The organism is Gammaproteobacteria bacterium, assembly GCA_022450155.1.
Classification (GTDB): Bacteria; Pseudomonadota; Gammaproteobacteria; order Arenicellales; family UBA868; genus REDSEA-S09-B13.
Genome location: JAKUQR010000040.1, coordinates 1 through 15,162 on the forward strand (window position 1 = coordinate 1; position 15,162 = coordinate 15,162).

Sequence of the window (15,162 nt, forward strand, 5' to 3'; positions counted from 1 at the left end):
CACAGTCAATCGAGCAGGTTATCGATGCACTGCCGTATACCGTTCCGTGGATGCAGAACTACGTAAAGCTGAAGCTGCTCACAGGGTTGAGGCAGACAGATATGCTCTTACTTACTCAGCACTGTATTTCCGAGGAAGGGTTGTTAGTTACTCATTCGAAGACTGAGGGTAGTTCAGGCCAGTCTACGCTGTACGAATGGAGTCCAGAACTCAGGAAGGTGATTGATGACATCAAGGCAATACCTCCAACATCCATTTACTTATTCAAAACTCAAAGAGGCACACCTCTACTAAAGAACAAGACTACCAACTCTGCATTTAACTCAGCTTGGAGAAGGTGGATGAAGCAGATTGGGAAGCATACGGATATTCCAAAGTTCTCTGAGAAATCTATAAGGAACTTGGTAGGCTCTGAAGGCGACTTGCAAGAAGCAGCGGATAGGCTCGGCCATGCTAGTACTACGACAACCAAGCGGTACTATAGAAACAAGCCAACCAGAGTTAAACCTTTATCGTCCAATAACTCTTAACGTTCTGACTGTTTCTGGGCATTTACTCTTTAATTCTCCAGATTTTATTGGACAGTCGTTGTAGGCTTATCCCTAAATTCATAGGTTGAAGTGCGTATTTGACCTCGTGGTTCGTAGCCACGCACTCTATCCAACTGAGCTACGGGCGCGTATTGAAATCGCTGGGAAAAACAAGTTTAGCATGCGGTTTCACACACTCTAACAGTGCACAGATTGTACATCCCGATCCAATTCAAACAGCCTGATGGCGGAGAGGGTGGGATTCGAACCCACGATGGAGCTATCAACCCCATACTCCCTTAGCAGGGGAGCGCCTTCAGCCGCTCGGCCACCTCTCCGGTGTTTCAGATCAATACTTATCGATGGTATGGTAACTCACAATCGCCAGTGTGGCGTAGAAGTATGGGGCAGGATTGTAAGAAACCCCACCTCTTGCGGTAAGTTTCCATTCTGGAAGTTGAATTGCTCAACAGTCCCCTTTGCCGGAAATTGAAATACTCAGTCACTATCTCCCGGACCAGGAATGGTTGCACATTCACGAAATATTCTACGTTCACATGTCTTGCAGATCGAATGATTTAGTTTGGGAAAGATTGTGGCAATAGCATGTTGCTTCTTTGCGAATTCATGATCCTCACCGATATCCTGCATGTACCCACCCCGGCGCAGGATTGCATCTACCCCGGGCTTGAGCCGATGCAAGTACAAACCTCCACCTTGACTATTCCGCAGTCGAGCCTCCTGGGCAAGAAATTCTGCACCGGAGACATCGATTTCGTTGACGCTTGAACAACTCAGCAACAGGTGGGTTTGTCGCGGTTCACGCTGCTCATAGATGCGCAGCATCTTTTCCACATAATGAATTGACCCAAAATAAAGTGAACCGTCCACCTGAAGCATCTTGAGTTGTGGGCACTCGTCCAAACTAGAGTCAGTGACAAAGGGCCGGTCGGGCTGATTGATGTCTGGCACTCGCGAAAATATCCGAGGTCGAGTGGTATCCATAACGTACAACAGTAGTCCGAACACGACCCCCAACAGAATCGCGAACTCAAGTCCTACCAACAACGCAGTCCCAATAGTCAGCATCAGGACTGCCGCTTCCATTCGGCTGGCGCGAACGATTCTGGCAATACGAGGCCCGTCGATCAACTTCCAGGCCACTAGAAACAACACACCTGCCATCACAGAGTTCGGCAGGTAAGCCGTCAGCGGCGCTACAAGAACAACGACCGCCATGAGAAGCAATCCGGCGAATACAGCAGACAGTGGCGTCCTGGCTCCAGCCTCGTAATTGATTGCACTGCGGTTGAATGAGCCGGTCGCAACGTAACCGGAAAAAAAACTGGCCGCCAAATTAGATAACCCTTGGCCAACAAACTCTTGGTCACTGTCCAGATTCTGACCTGAACGTAGCGCAAGTGAGCGCCCGATTGTTACGGCTTCTGTAAGCGCCAAAAGGGTGATTGCCGCTGCCGCTGGAGCCAATTTCTGAATCACTTCAAACGAAATCACCGGACTGGACAGTGGTGGCAAGCCTGCTGGCAACGCTCCAACTGACGCAATTCCGGTACCCTCCTGGCCAACAATCAGATTCAATAGAAATGCAAGCAAGCTACCGACAAACATCGAGGCAAGCATATAGGGCATTCGTGGGAACCAACGTAATGACGCAATTCCGGCCAACAGTGTAGTAATCCCTACCGCCAAATCGTACGGATTAATCTTTCCAATATTCTCGCCGACACGAACCAAGATCTGGTAAACATGTCCTCCACCGGAGATATCAAGGCCTAGGAAGTTCTGAATCTGGCTTAATATGATCAGGATTGCAGCACCTGAAATAAAGCCAACTACGACCGTGTGAGAAATAAAATCGACCACAGCGCCCAGTCGCAATAGCCCCATTGCCAATTGAAAAACACCAACCATCAAGGTGAGCGTCAGGGCCAGGATTACGTATTCTTCACTCCCGGGCAATGCATACGGGCTAAGGGTCGAAAACAGCACCACCGATGCGGCAGTCGTCGGTCCTGACACCAGGTGCCAAGAAGAACCGAACAAGGCGGCCACGATGGCAGGCACCATTCCCGCATATAACCCGTACTCCGGCGGCATGCCAGCGATCGTCGCAAAAGCAACACCCTGGGGTAAAACGATGATTGCTCCGGTAAACCCGGCAATTAGGTCATGTTTAAACGACTCGCGATTGACGCGTGAACGCCAGCGCAGGAAAGGTAGAAAGTCCCTCAGCACTGCCTTAGTGCCTCCATTGAGGCTTGTAGCGGGAAGTCGGTGGCAGAGCCATTGCCGATGTCACAATCTATTGCTAAACCCCTGACTTCCTGCCGGTCAGTCACTGGGTTTCTACGACAGCGGGTGCCACAATAGCCGCGCGGGTGGCTTCACAGACGAACAAAAAGATGGTTAGGCCGAGAATCAACATCACCGCGATCATTTCTCCGGTGAGCGATAATGACTCTCTCAAAAACGACCTCTCTATGAGGGGATGGCAGATACGAATCGCCGTCGTCGGCGACCGTTTAACTCAGGTTATTCACTATACCATAGCCTTGATAAAATACGATAATTAACACTATAAGAGTACTCAGGATTTGCTTTGGGGGTCTGGTAACTCCCCTGCAATTTTCCGTGTTCGATCAGTTTCAGTAGTGCCGTAGATCTCTTCGCGCTGAATAGACACTGACTTGGGCGCATCGATACCGATTCGAACTTGATTGCCTCGAATACCTAGAACCGTAACCGTAATATCTTCACCCAGTTTCATCGCCTCACCCACCCGACGGGTCAATATCAGCATGCTCTCCCCCTAAGATGATTCGTTGCCAACAGACATCACAGATTCCGCCTGATCCATTGCTTAAGTTCAGTCGGCCGCCGCTGAGTCCAAGATCTCTTGATGTGTTTGCACATCCAGGCCAAAGGCCTTATGCAATGCACGTACGGCAAGTTCAACGTAACGATCAGCCACACCGATTGAAATCTTGATCTCTGATGTTGAAATCAGTTCGATGTTGATCCCCTCGGTTGCCATAGCCTCAAACATAGTCGACGCAATACCCGCATGTGAGCGCATACCCACACCGACTATGGAAATCTTTGCCAGTTGATCATCACCCACGACCTCCCGTGCTTTTAGCTGGGTAGAGATCTTCTCCAGAATCGACCTGGCGTGTGTATATTCACTGCGATTGACCGTAAATGTCAGGTCTGTCGTCCCGTCCTGAGCGACGTTCTGAATGATCATATCTACGTTCACGTGTGCGTCGGAAATCTGACCGAATATAGTGGAGGCAACGCCAGGTCGATCTGGTACGCCACGTATGGTGAGTTTTGCCTCATCCCGGTTGTAGGCTATGCCTGCAATTAAGGGTTGTTCCATCTCGTTTGCCTCATGTGTTATCAGCGTGCCATTGCCCGGCTCGAACGAAGACAAAACCCTAAGTGGTACCTTGTACTTGCCGGCCAACTCTACCGAACGGGTCTGGAGCACCTTAGCACCCAGGCTGGATAATTCCAGCATCTCCTCGACGGTAATCCGCTCCAGACGCCTGGCTTCGGGAACGATTCTTGGGTCAGCCGTATAGACACCGTCGACGTCGGTGTAGATACGGCACTCATCGGCCTGCAATGCCGCTGCCATCGCGACTGCGGTCGTGTCCGAACCACCTCTGCCCAGGGTGGTGATATTACCCTCCCGGTCTACGCCCTGGAAGCCAGCCACCACCACCACATTACGCTGTTCAATATCGGTCCGTACCATGTCCGCATCGATATCCAGAATTCTGGCTTTACCGTGAACATTGTCGGTCAGTATCCGGACCTGTCCCCCGGTGTAGGATCGCGCCGGCACGTCAAGTTTATGAAGGGCTATGGTCAACAGGGCAATTGTGACCTGCTCACCGGTGGAAACCAGCACGTCGGTCTCGCGGGCATCCGCCTCTGGATCGATTTCGTGCGCAAGTTTCAGCAACCGGTTTGTCTCCCCTGCCATGGCAGAGAGCACGACAACCAAGTTCTCCCCGGCACGATGCGATGCAGCCACTCGATCTGCAACCGCGTGAATACGCTCGGACGTACCGACAGAGGTACCGCCGTATTTTTCTACTATTAGAGGCATCAGAATCCAGGCACGAGCTTTCCAGTGGGGCGCGAATTAAAGCGGTTTTCCGGAGTGAGGTAAAGCCCCGACTTAAACACAGAACTAATTATTGCGCCACAATCAGCGGATCAGGTAGTCGAACCGCTCAGTGCCAGAACGCTTCAAACACTTTATCCCACAGGCGACAGCTTGTCTGGCACAGCGGCCAGTGCAGCATCCAATGCACTTGCGTCGCTCCCACCACCCTGGGCCATATCGGCTTTACCTCCGCCTTTTCCACCGACCATCGGTGCTAACACAGATATCAGACGGCCAGCGTGGTAAGTGTTTACAAGATCTCGGGTAACCCCCGCCAGTAACGTTACCTTTCCTTCATGTACACCACCAATTACCACCACGCCAGAACCCAATTTGTCACGCAGACGGTCAAGCACAACCCGTAACCCTTTCACAGCTACACCGTCATGTCGCGTGACCAGTAGTTTGATGCCATTGACCTCCTGAATCCGTTCCTCGAACTGATCGGTAGCGCCTCCGGCTGCAAGTTGGGCTTGCAGTTGTTCAACCTTGCGCTCCAGTTCCTTCAATCGTCGCTGCATCTGGCTTGCCTTATCTTCAATCTGGCCAGGGCTGGTTCTGAAGAGCTGTGCCACCCGCGTGAGAGAAGCACTCTGATCAAGGACGTACTTCAAGGCACCATCACCAGCCAATGCCTCAATACGCCTGACACCGGCGGCAATGCCTGATTCAGACACAATCCGGAACAATCCAATATTGCCGGTGCGGGTGACGTGGGTGCCACCGCAAAGTTCAAGAGAAAATCCGCCCATGTCGACGACACGCACATCGTCATCGTATTTCTCGCCAAAGAGTGCGGCTGCACCCTGCTCACGCGCATCATCAAGCGGCATAATTTCGGTGGTGACCTCATCATTGGCTCGAACCCGGGTATTGACCAACATCTCGATGTTTTCAAGCTGGTCTGCGGTGACCACGTCGTTGTGCGAAAAATCGAATCGCAAACGTTGCGGCTCGACCAGAGATCCTTTCTGCTGAACATGACTACCCAGGACCTGCTGCAACGCGGCGTGCAAAAGATGGGTTGCCGAGTGGTTGACTGCCGTGGCTGCCCGTGCATTTTGATCCACACTCACTGTGACACTCTGACCCACTTCGAGATGCCCTTGCGTGAGCACGCCTTCGTGCGCAATTACTCTATGGGCAAGGTAATGAGCACCGGCTACATCGAACATGACGCCTTTACGCTCAATACGGGCCAGATCGCCAACCTGGCCACCGCTTTCCGCATAGACCGGGGTCGTATCGAGCACCACGGCTGCCGGTTGCCGGCTTGTGAGTGACTGAACCTCCTTGCCGTCGGCGAGCAGTGCAAGCACCGTCGCTTTGCCTTTCAACTCTTCATAGCCTGAAAAGGTCGTGCTCTGATCGACACTGACCTCGATCGTCTCTGCCATCTGGAACTGACTGGCCGCACGAGCCCGTGCCCGCTGCTCAGACATTGCCTGTTCGAAGCCGGCCATATCAACAGTGAGCCCTTTTTCGCGGCAGTAATCCGCTGTGAGGTCCACAGGAAAACCGTAGGTGTCGTAGAGGCGAAAAGCGACATCGCCGGCGAGCACTAACCCCGAAAGGCTGCTGATTTCCTGATCCAGTATCCGGATGCCCTGCTCCAGCGTATCGACGAACCGTTCGCCCTCAAGCCTTAAGGTCTCTTCTACTCGAGACTGATCCGCGGCAAGTTCCGGATACGCGTCACCCATCTGATCGACTAGGGATGTCACCAGTTTATGCAGAAACGGTTCGGTCGCACCCAGTTGATGCCCATGACGTATAGCGCGGCGGATTATTCTGCGCAATACATAACCGCGCCCTTCGTTGGAAGGTGTTACGCCGTCGGTAATAAGAAAGGCGGTCGAGCGGATATGGTCCGCAATAACTTTGAGTGAATTGTGATTTACATCGTCGGTGCCGACGACCTGGGCAGATGCCTCGATGAGTGCCTGGAAAAGATCGGTCTCGTAATTGCTGTGTACACCTTGTAGAACCGCTGCCAGCCGTTCCAAGCCCATCCCGGTATCCACCGAAGGTTTGGGCAAGGGGACATCTTGACCACTGGCATCACGGTTGTACTGCATAAACACCAGATTCCAGATTTCAACATAGCGGTCACCGTCTGCATCAGCCGATCCGGGTGCCCCACCCTCGACCTCCGGTCCATGATCATAGAAGATCTCACTGCAGGGGCCGCAGGGACCTGTATCCCCCATTGCCCAGAAATTGTCACTGGCGCCGATACGGGCGAATCGCTCAGCCGGGATGCCAACATCGCGTAACCACAGGTCAGCGGCTTCATCATCATCCTCAAAAACAGTGACCCAGAGTTTTTCCTCCGGCAAGCCGTAACCGACTGTCAACAATTCCCAGGCAAAGGCAATGGCCTCACGCTTGAAGTAATCACCAAAACTGAAATTACCCAGCATCTCGAAAAACGTGTGATGCCGCGCCGTATAGCCCACATTTTCCAGATCATTGTGTTTGCCGCCCGCCCGAACACAGCGTTGGGAGGTCACCGCACGATTGTAAGACCGCTTGTCCTGACCCAGGAAAACGTCCTTGAACTGCACCATACCCGCGTTGGTAAACAATAGGGTGGGATCATTATGTGGAACCAGCGGGCTGCTAGAGACAGCTTCGTGACCGTTGGCCACGAAGTAATCCAGAAATTTCTGCCGAATAGCGGTGGTTTTCATGCGTTTATATCCACATCCGTATCGTCTCGCACCGACGCGGCACCATCCCACGATCCCATGACCCGGCGAATGGTATCGGTACTGAAACCCCGCCGTCCAAGGTATTGTGCCCGTCTTGCCCACTCCTTGAAACTGCCTGCTTTGGAGGTTCCAAATTTACGGTTGTGTTGGACACGGAGCAACTCATCCCAGTCCACCTCGGCCGATAAAAGCGTCTGGTCAATAATTTCCGGTGCAACCCCTTTATCTTTGAGTTCCATAATGATCCGATGCGGACCATAGCCGGTACTCACGCGATGAGACACAAGCGCTTGCGCATAGCGGTGGTCTGAAACCAAATCTTCCGCCGCCAGCGAAGCGAGAAGATCGTCCACAACATCACTGTCGTAGCCCCGTGCTGTGAGTTTGCTATGGAGCTCGGCACGGCTGTGTTCGCGCCGGGTCAGCAAACGGAAAGCTGTGTCCCGGGCCCGGATCACCGGATCCGCGTCCAGTTGCCGCATCAGGCTTCGGCAGTCTCCGCTTCAGGCGCATCTGCGGTATCGATGGGTGCTGCAGGTTTGAATGCCATCTGGTCTATCGGTGCAAGCCCCACATTAGTACGGACCGTCTGCTCTATCGCCTGGGCAATATCAGGATTCTCACGCAGAAACTGACGCACATTATCGCGACCCTGACCAATTCGGTCGCCACCATAGGAGTACCAGGCACCGGATTTTTCAACAACACCGTGATCAACACCCATGTCGATCAGCTCGCCTTCTTTTGAGATGCCTTCGTCATACAGAATATCGAACTCACACTGGCGAAATGGAGGTGCGATTTTATTCTTAACCACCTTAACACGCGTCTGGTTCCCGAGAACCTCGTCGCCCTTCTTTACCGCACCGATGCGACGGATATCCAGGCGCACTGACGCGTAGAACTTAAGTGCATTACCACCCGTGGTGGTCTCAGGATTACCGAACATCACGCCGATCTTCATACGGATCTGGTTGATAAACACTACCATCGTATTGGATCGCTTGATATTGGCAGTGAGCTTGCGCAGCGCCTGCGACATCAGCCGCGCCTGTAGCCCCACATGGTGGTCACCCATATCGCCTTCGATCTCAGCCTTTGGCGTCAGCGCAGCCACCGAGTCGATCACGACCACGTCGATCGCCGCTGACCGCACCAGCATGTCAGTTATTTCAAGCGCTTGTTCACCGGTATCAGGCTGAGAAATGAGGAGATCATCCACGTTGACACCCAGGCGCCCGGCATAAGCCGCGTCTAGCGCATGTTCCGCATCGATAAAAGCGCAGGTACCGCCGAGCTTTTGCGCCTCGGCAATCACAGACAGCGTCAGGGTAGTTTTGCCGGAAGATTCCGGGCCATAGATTTCAACCACTCTGCCACGGGGCAAGCCACCTACGCCGAGCGCAATATCCAAACCAAGCGAACCAGTGGAGATGGCCTGTATGTCCTTGCCGACCTCGGCGTCCCCCAAGCGCATGACCGACCCTTTGCCGAACTGCCGTTCTATCTGTCCCAGCGCAGCGGCTAGGGCTTTTTCCTTGTTGTTGTCCATATGTGGGACTCTCCTTGATCTCGTGTTCAATCCTTGTTTCACCGACGCGACACACTGGCCCACCGATGCTCCCGAAAGCCGTCCCAACCGAACCGAATTAGTCGTACAAAGTACGCCGATCGAAAACGATGAGATTATTTCATACTCGGCTCGATGGGCCTAGCGAAGCATGTCACAGATCGCCAGTTTTGATCGGTAACGCTGGGATTTTCTCAGTCTGACTCATCGTGTATAAAACGAATCAGACCACCCAGGGCTTCAACCACAGTCTGTGCCCTGACGGCTGCCCGATCGCCCTTAAATAGGAAACGCTCGGTCCGCAGGGCACCTGATCTTTGTGCCCAAGACACAAACACCGTGCCGACAGGCTTTTCAGCGCTACCGCCGTCCGGACCCGCAACACCGGTCACCGCAACGGCGACGTCGGCCGGACTGTGATCCAGACCACCGCGCGCCATGGCCCGAGCTACCGGCCCACTTACAGCACCATTTTCAATGATCAGCAGATCCGGTACACCCACCAGTTCGTGCTTCGCCTCATTGCTGTAGGTGATAAAACCCCTTTCAAACCAATCTGAACTGCCGGCAACTGCGGTCACCGACTGAGCAATCCAGCCGCCCGTACACGACTCAACGGTGGTAAGCCGGAAATCTTGATCTTTTAACAGCTCGCCCACCTGCTCGGCCACACTAATGAGTTGGTCAGGTTGATCCTTAGACATTTGAGGCATCCAATTAAAGTATCAGGCCATGATTGTGCCAAACCTGTAGGCTCACAGGGTGAGTATGACGTTCAGACCAAGCGGCGTGGTGACCTAATATTTTCCTATGATATTCTGACGCAATGACCCGTAACACCCCCAAAATACCCCGCATCCTAACCGCCGGTACCCCTGCGCTGATCCTCGCCCTACTATTGAGCCTAGCCGGTGTTGCGATAGCCGCTGACGTCGAACGGGAGCAACGGTTGGTGGCTGAGCTTGAAGCCAGTCTATTTGATGGAAATTTACAACGACTTTCAGCTGGAAAGGTCACTTTTACTGCTGTGGAACTGGCGCCCGATAGCAAGCCAGTACGCGGAAGTATCATCCTACTGCACGGTCGAGGTGTACACGCAGACTGGCCGGACAACATCGGCCCACTGCGTATGGCACTTGCGCAAAATGGCTGGCATACGCTTTCGCTTCAGATGCCAGTCCTGGAGAAATCCGCCAAGTATTTTGACTATCTGGCAATCCTGCCAGAAGCATTCCCCCGAATTGAGGCTGGAATCAAACACATCCTGAACAGCGGTCATCATCGCCCCATCGTTTTACTTGCGCACAGTTGTGGTGCCCACATGGCCATGGCCTGGCTCGAAACAACCGCCGGAAGGCCCATCGATGCCTTCATTGGCATCGGCATGGGTGCGACTGACTATCGGCAGCCCATGCAGAGACCTTTCCCGTTTGCAAGACTCAAGATCCCGGTGCTTGATATTTATGGCTCCGAAGACTACCCCGCGGTACACCGCCTGGCACCAATTCGTCTGGAGAAAATCCAACTGGGCGGCCACCTTGGTTCGACCCAGGTGGTTGTCGATGGCGCCGACCACGACTTCACAGCCTATACCGGTGCGATGGCCCAACTCATTTCTAGATGGCTGGATTCACTGACGTTTTAGTCGTAAGGATCGTCCCGAAACTACCGTTCAGGCACGTGCGCTGGGACCATAAGCAAGGTACATCAGATCATTTTGTGCAAATCGTTCATAACGAAGAGCATGCACATCGATCGGTGGCGGTTGCTCCAGAACCATCGCTGAAATAATTTCTCCTATGGCAGGCGACAACTTGAGACCGTGCCCTGAGAACCCCATTGCCAGGCACAGGCCCTCAATACCCGGTGCCCAGCCGAGTATTGGATGAAAGTCCGGCGTCACATCATAGGCTCCGCTGACGTTGGATAACACTGAAAAGTCCTTCAGCTGTGGAATACGCTCTTGAAACGCACGGCTGATTCGCTGGTGGTGACTCTGGTATTCCTGGTCAGAAACCTCTAGCACCGGATCATCAATCAAAACAGGCGCTGGTGGGTAAGCTGCGACCAGCATACTGTGACCCCAATGCGGGCGCATCACCACATTGGAAACACCATCAGTGACACATCCTGAAATCGCTGACACCTGCTGAAGGATATCGATGTAGCTCATATCAAGACGATGTCTCTCCATCGGTACCTGCAAACCCAGATCACTCAACAGCTCTCTTCCCCAGGCGCCCGTTGCGTTTACAACAATAGGGGCCTGAATAAATCCGCTGTCGGTGACTACGCCGGAGACCCGACCGGAGTGCGTCTCTATTGCGCTCACCAACAGCGGCGTCATCACCCTCACACCCCCAGCCTGCGCAGCCCCAAGCCAGCTGAGTACCATCCGTGTCACATCGATATAACCACCATTGGGTTCGTAGCAACCCCCTGTCAGCCCATCGACAGTCAGGCCAGGCTCGATATGCTTGATCTCATCAGGTTCTACAAGCCGGGTGTCTACACCCAGTCGCTGACCCAGTTTGACATTCCGTCTGAGCCCCTCGATCTGATTAGCCGCCACCAATAGCATGTAACCCATCCGGACGTAACCGGGATCGCCATAACCTACTTTTCCGCTCCAGTTTTTGAAGGTGTCGAAGCCGCGAATCGAGAGTTCAACCATCAGCTCATTCGAATAGTGTTGTCGGATCTGACCGAAAGTACGCCCCGACATGCCCCCCACCGGCTGCCGAGCATCGACTACGATGATCTGCTTATCGGTCTGACGGCTGAGCTGGAATGCGATACTGGCACCCATGATACCGGCACCAATAATAATGATGTCGGCACGGGCAATCGTAGGATGATCCGGCATCAGAATGTCTGGGAATCGCTTAGATGACGGAACTGAGCCGCCGGCATAAGCACGGCTTCACATGAGGGCAAGCAGGTCTCCCCGAAGAATGGCGTCCCCAAGGGGATTCGAACCCCTGTTGCCGCCGTGAAAGGGCGGTGTCCTAGGCCAACTAGACGATGGGGACGGGACTTGGTGGAGCCGGACGGGATCGAACCGACGACCTCGTGAATGCCATTCACGCGCTCTCCCAACTGAGCTACGGCCCCGCAAAAGCGCGGTATTTTGCGCTCTAAGACATTGACGGTCAAGCATTTGCCGCCGTGCGACGATCGATGAACACAAGCGCACGATCGATCCGTTCAAGGGTTCTTGCTTTGCCCACAAGCAGCAATGTCTCGTCAATCGGCGGCGTTGCCGCAGTTCCGGACACCGCGACGCGCAGCGGTTGTGCCAGCTTACCCAGTTTGGCATCGTAATCCTCTACGGTTGCGATCACCTGTGCGTGGATCAACTCAGCGCGCCAGGGCTCTACCACCGACAAGCGACTGCGTACATCAGCTAACATATCACGCACGATGGGGCGGAGATGCTTCTGCGCTGCTTTGGTGTCGTAGTCTTCAAAATCAGAGAAAAAATATTCAGACTTATCTGCCATTTCACCGAGAGTTTGTGCTCTTTCTCTAAGTGCGCTCACCACATCATCAACCGGTGGCCCACCGGACACGTCTATACCGCGACCCTTGAGCCGATCTGAAAGTAAAGCCACCAACTGAGCCGAATCAGATGCTTTGATGTAGTGCTGATTGAGCCACTTGAGTTTATCGCTATCAAAAGACGATGCGGCACGATTGACGTTCTGAATATCAAAACTGCTGATCATTTCATCGAGTGAAAAAATCTCCTGATCACCGGATGACCACCCCAGCCTGACCAGGTAATTCCGCATGGCTTCCGGCAGAAAACCTTCATCACGGTATTGCAGTACGCTGACGGCACCATGGCGTTTGGAAAGACGCTGCCCATCCCCACCCACGATCATGGGAACATGCGCAAACACCGGCAGCGCTGCGCCGAGGGCCTTAAATATATTGATCTGGCGCGGCGTGTTGTTGACGTGATCATCCCCCCGGATCACGTGTGTGATCTCCATGTCAATATCATCCACCACTACGGCAAAGTTGTACGTAGGCCCACCATTCGTCCTGGCGATGACCAGATCATCCAACTCATCATTACTGATGACGACCTTCCCTCGTATCGCATCATCAAACGCCACTGACCCCTGGAGGGGATTCTTGAATCGTATTACCGGTCGTGCATCCGGTCGTTCAGGATTATGCCGATCTCGGCAGTGGCGGTTGTAGCGTGGCTTGATGCCCTGGGCCCGCTGTTCCTCACGTATTTTATCCAGCTCTTCTTTGGTGCAATAACAGCGGTAGGCCTTCCCGGCATCCAGCAGTTGATCGATGACTTTCTGGTAACGCTCAAGACGGCCGGTCTGATAGATCGGACCTTCATCGTAATCCAACCCCATCCAGGCCATCCCGTCCAGAATCGCCTGGACCGATTCATCGGTTGACCGTTCTCTATCCGTATCTTCGATTCGCAGGATAAAGGTGCCGCCACAGTGACGGGCGTACAGCCAGTTAAACAAAGCGGTACGGACACCACCGATATGGAGGTAGCCTGTAGGGCTGGGGGCAAAACGGGTACGAACAGACATCAGTATGGATCTCTTGCTATTCAGCGCACGAACCTAATTATAATAAGTTGCCTGGGAGCCGGTCTTTTCAGATTCCGGCTGTTGCTGGGGCGCGTAGCTCAGGGGGAGAGCACTGTCTTCACACGGCAGGGGTCGCTGGTTCAAATCCAGCCGCGCCCACCATATTTATCCTATGTTTACAGGACTTTCTACAGTTAGTAACGCCTGTTCCATCTGCAACTCAATGGTCACTGTGACCAGAATGTGACCGAAACTTCTCCAACTTGCGTACCGCGTCGTGAATATCTGCTTGATCGCTGTGCATATAGCGATCTGTCATCGTGACACTGCTGTGACCCAATAGGTCTCGAATAGTCAGCGCCGCTACACCCGACATCTGCCCTAACCAAGAGGCACACGTATGACGAAGGGTATGAAAGGTGACTCCCTCCAGCCCTACCCGTCTGCAGGCCGATCTCATTGCGGTCTTTACATCCTTGATGCGATCGCCAATCTCCGTGTTCCTAGCCCGTCGGAGATGGAAAAACACCCAAGGGGTGGATGGACAGCACTCAGATCGTATACTGGCCCGACGAATCAAGACGCCTCTAGCTGAGGGACTAAGGGGAACTCTCCGGGCCTTGGCACTTTTCGTATGACAGGCCTCGAGAATGATCTCGTTTTTCTGCCAATCAATACGATCCCACTCCAGTTCCAACAGCTCCTTTCTCCGACAGCCTGTCTGCACAGCAAGATCGATCAGGTCCACCAGGTGTGGCGCTTGTCTATCAACTGCTTTGATCAACGATGCCGCGTCTTCTCGACTCAAGAAGACAGTCTTGCCAGCTGATTCCGGGAGTCGTTTACCTTGGCAAGGGTTGGTTAAGCCCCAATCCCACTCGGTATTCGCATAGTTAATCGCGACTGACAAAAGACCTGTTTCCTTATTGCAACTCGAGGTCAATATTTTTTCCAGTCGGTGCTTCTGGTATCGAGTGATATCCGACGGCCGAAGTGTTGCAACCTCACGGTCATTGCCGAAGAACTCAAGCAGTCGATCGGCCGAATAGGCGTCCCGAACTGAACTTGCCTTTGAAGTTGTCGCTTTTAGATATTCCAACATAAGATCAGCGAGACTCCGACTGGGCCGATCACCCCAAGCCTTACCGCGAAAGGCTTCCGCCTTCCACTTAGACTCGAGGGCTACAGCTTCCCTCTTTTGCGTTGTTCCAGTAGAGACTCTAATTCGTTTACCGTTTGCGTCGGTGAACGATACCCACCAGAACGGACTTTTACTTCCCTTTTGCTTGCGCTTATATGGCATGTGCTTGCTCCTTGCACAGCCGATCCCGCGCACCTTGAATTATATCGTGTTTGGCTCTTAACCCAGTCCAAAACAGCCTGTTTGGACACGTATTTTCGACAACCGATTGACACCACTGGGAAGGCCCCCTGATCGATAAGTCTCGACACAGTTCTTTGACATACAGCAAGCTGCCGAGCTGTTTCTGATACGGTCCAAAGCAATGGCTCTTCAGGGGACGTTCCTTGCTCATCCATGATCCCCCCGAACAGCCTCAACCTTAATAAGGGGGGC

The 15,162-nt window shown here is 53.3% G+C and carries 12 protein-coding genes and 4 tRNA genes; 3 read left to right on the forward strand and 13 right to left on the reverse strand.

The window, feature by feature from the left end:
• Window positions 1-530: tyrosine-type recombinase/integrase (locus MK323_14370; GenBank protein MCH2483336.1), on the forward strand; the 530-nt coding region annotated here is incomplete at its 5' end.
• 245 nt (window positions 531-775) lie between these two features.
• Here MK323_14370 and MK323_14375 read toward each other — a convergent pair.
• From MK323_14375 to MK323_14410, 8 genes are all read right to left on the reverse strand, one after another.
• Window positions 776-868 (reverse strand) — tRNA-Ser (locus MK323_14375).
• Window positions 869-1,028: 160 nt separating this feature from the next.
• A complete protein-coding gene (locus MK323_14380) occupies window positions 1,029-2,786 on the reverse strand; it encodes a SulP family inorganic anion transporter (GenBank protein MCH2483337.1) in 1,758 nt (585 codons plus the stop codon).
• A gap of 352 nt (window positions 2,787-3,138) precedes the next feature.
• Window positions 3,139-3,351 carry a carbon storage regulator CsrA gene (gene csrA, locus MK323_14385; GenBank protein ID MCH2483338.1) on the reverse strand — a complete coding sequence of 71 codons (213 nt, stop codon included), beginning with the start codon at window positions 3,349-3,351 and terminating at the stop codon, window positions 3,139-3,141.
• 66 nt (window positions 3,352-3,417) lie between these two features.
• Complete coding sequence (locus MK323_14390) at window positions 3,418-4,671, reverse strand: aspartate kinase (protein MCH2483339.1); 1,254 nt, start codon at window positions 4,669-4,671, stop codon at window positions 3,418-3,420.
• A gap of 152 nt (window positions 4,672-4,823) precedes the next feature.
• The gene (gene alaS / locus MK323_14395) at window positions 4,824-7,424 is read right to left on the reverse strand and encodes an alanine--tRNA ligase (GenBank protein ID MCH2483340.1); all 2,601 of its coding nucleotides are present in this window, start codon (window positions 7,422-7,424) and stop codon (window positions 4,824-4,826) included.
• Window positions 7,421-7,927, reverse strand: coding sequence for a recombination regulator RecX (locus MK323_14400; protein MCH2483341.1), 507 nt, complete (start codon window positions 7,925-7,927; stop codon window positions 7,421-7,423). Before MK323_14400 ends, alaS begins: the two co-directional genes overlap by 4 nt.
• The gene (gene recA, locus MK323_14405) at window positions 7,927-8,997 is read right to left on the reverse strand and encodes a recombinase RecA (GenBank protein MCH2483342.1); all 1,071 of its coding nucleotides are present in this window, start codon (window positions 8,995-8,997) and stop codon (window positions 7,927-7,929) included. Before recA ends, MK323_14400 begins: the two co-directional genes overlap by 1 nt.
• A 212-nt stretch (window positions 8,998-9,209) precedes the next feature.
• Window positions 9,210-9,719 carry a CinA family protein gene (locus MK323_14410; protein ID MCH2483343.1) on the reverse strand — a complete coding sequence of 170 codons (510 nt, stop codon included), beginning with the start codon at window positions 9,717-9,719 and terminating at the stop codon, window positions 9,210-9,212.
• A gap of 122 nt (window positions 9,720-9,841) precedes the next feature.
• Here MK323_14410 and MK323_14415 point away from each other — a divergent pair, with 122 nt between their 5' ends.
• On the forward strand, window positions 9,842-10,660 hold the full coding sequence (locus MK323_14415; protein ID MCH2483344.1) for an alpha/beta hydrolase family protein: 819 nt from the start codon (window positions 9,842-9,844) through the stop codon (window positions 10,658-10,660).
• Between the two features lie 27 nt (window positions 10,661-10,687).
• Here the strand turns inward: MK323_14415 and MK323_14420 are convergent, their stop codons facing one another.
• The 4 genes from MK323_14420 to gltX all read right to left on the reverse strand — a co-directional run bounded on the left by MK323_14420 (window position 10,688) and on the right by gltX (window position 13,586).
• Window positions 10,688-11,881: an FAD-binding oxidoreductase gene (locus tag MK323_14420; protein ID MCH2483345.1), complete on the reverse strand. Its 1,194-nt coding sequence runs from the start codon at window positions 11,879-11,881 to the stop codon at window positions 10,688-10,690.
• An 89-nt stretch (window positions 11,882-11,970) separates the two neighbouring features.
• Window positions 11,971-12,047, reverse strand: a tRNA-Glu gene (locus MK323_14425).
• 6 nt (window positions 12,048-12,053) lie between these two features.
• Window positions 12,054-12,129, reverse strand: a tRNA-Ala gene (locus MK323_14430).
• 38 nt (window positions 12,130-12,167) lie between these two features.
• Entirely contained in the window at window positions 12,168-13,586 is a 1,419-nt protein-coding gene (gene gltX, locus MK323_14435) for a glutamate--tRNA ligase (protein ID MCH2483346.1), read from the reverse strand.
• A gap of 87 nt (window positions 13,587-13,673) precedes the next feature.
• On the opposite strand from gltX, the gene MK323_14440 reads away from it, so the two are divergent.
• Window positions 13,674-13,748: transfer RNA gene (locus tag MK323_14440), tRNA-Val, on the forward strand.
• 58 nt (window positions 13,749-13,806) lie between these two features.
• On the opposite strand, the gene MK323_14445 is transcribed toward MK323_14440, so the two are convergent.
• Window positions 13,807-14,889, reverse strand: coding sequence for a site-specific integrase (locus tag MK323_14445; GenBank protein MCH2483347.1), 1,083 nt, complete (start codon window positions 14,887-14,889; stop codon window positions 13,807-13,809).
• Window positions 14,890-15,162 lie beyond the last annotated feature (273 nt).

Bases quoted from the DNA above. Each gene is read 5' to 3' on its own strand.
- csrA (MCH2483338.1), bottom strand. From the start codon at position 3,351: ATGCTGATATTGACCCGTCGGGTGGGTGAGGCGATGAAACTGGGTGAA.
- MK323_14390 (MCH2483339.1), bottom strand. From the start codon at position 4,671: ATGCCTCTAATAGTAGAAAAATACGGCGGTACCTCTGTCGGTACGTCC.
- alaS (MCH2483340.1), bottom strand. From the start codon at position 7,424: ATGAAAACCACCGCTATTCGGCAGAAATTTCTGGATTACTTCGTGGCC.
- MK323_14400 (MCH2483341.1), bottom strand. From the start codon at position 7,927: ATGCGGCAACTGGACGCGGATCCGGTGATCCGGGCCCGGGACACAGCT.
- recA (MCH2483342.1), bottom strand. From the start codon at position 8,997: ATGGACAACAACAAGGAAAAAGCCCTAGCCGCTGCGCTGGGACAGATA.
- MK323_14410 (MCH2483343.1), bottom strand. From the start codon at position 9,719: ATGTCTAAGGATCAACCTGACCAACTCATTAGTGTGGCCGAGCAGGTG.
- MK323_14415 (MCH2483344.1), top strand. From the start codon at position 9,842: ATGACCCGTAACACCCCCAAAATACCCCGCATCCTAACCGCCGGTACC.
- MK323_14420 (MCH2483345.1), bottom strand. From the start codon at position 11,881: ATGCCGGATCATCCTACGATTGCCCGTGCCGACATCATTATTATTGGT.
- gltX (MCH2483346.1), bottom strand. From the start codon at position 13,586: ATGTCTGTTCGTACCCGTTTTGCCCCCAGCCCTACAGGCTACCTCCAT.
- MK323_14445 (MCH2483347.1), bottom strand. From the start codon at position 14,889: ATGCCATATAAGCGCAAGCAAAAGGGAAGTAAAAGTCCGTTCTGGTGG.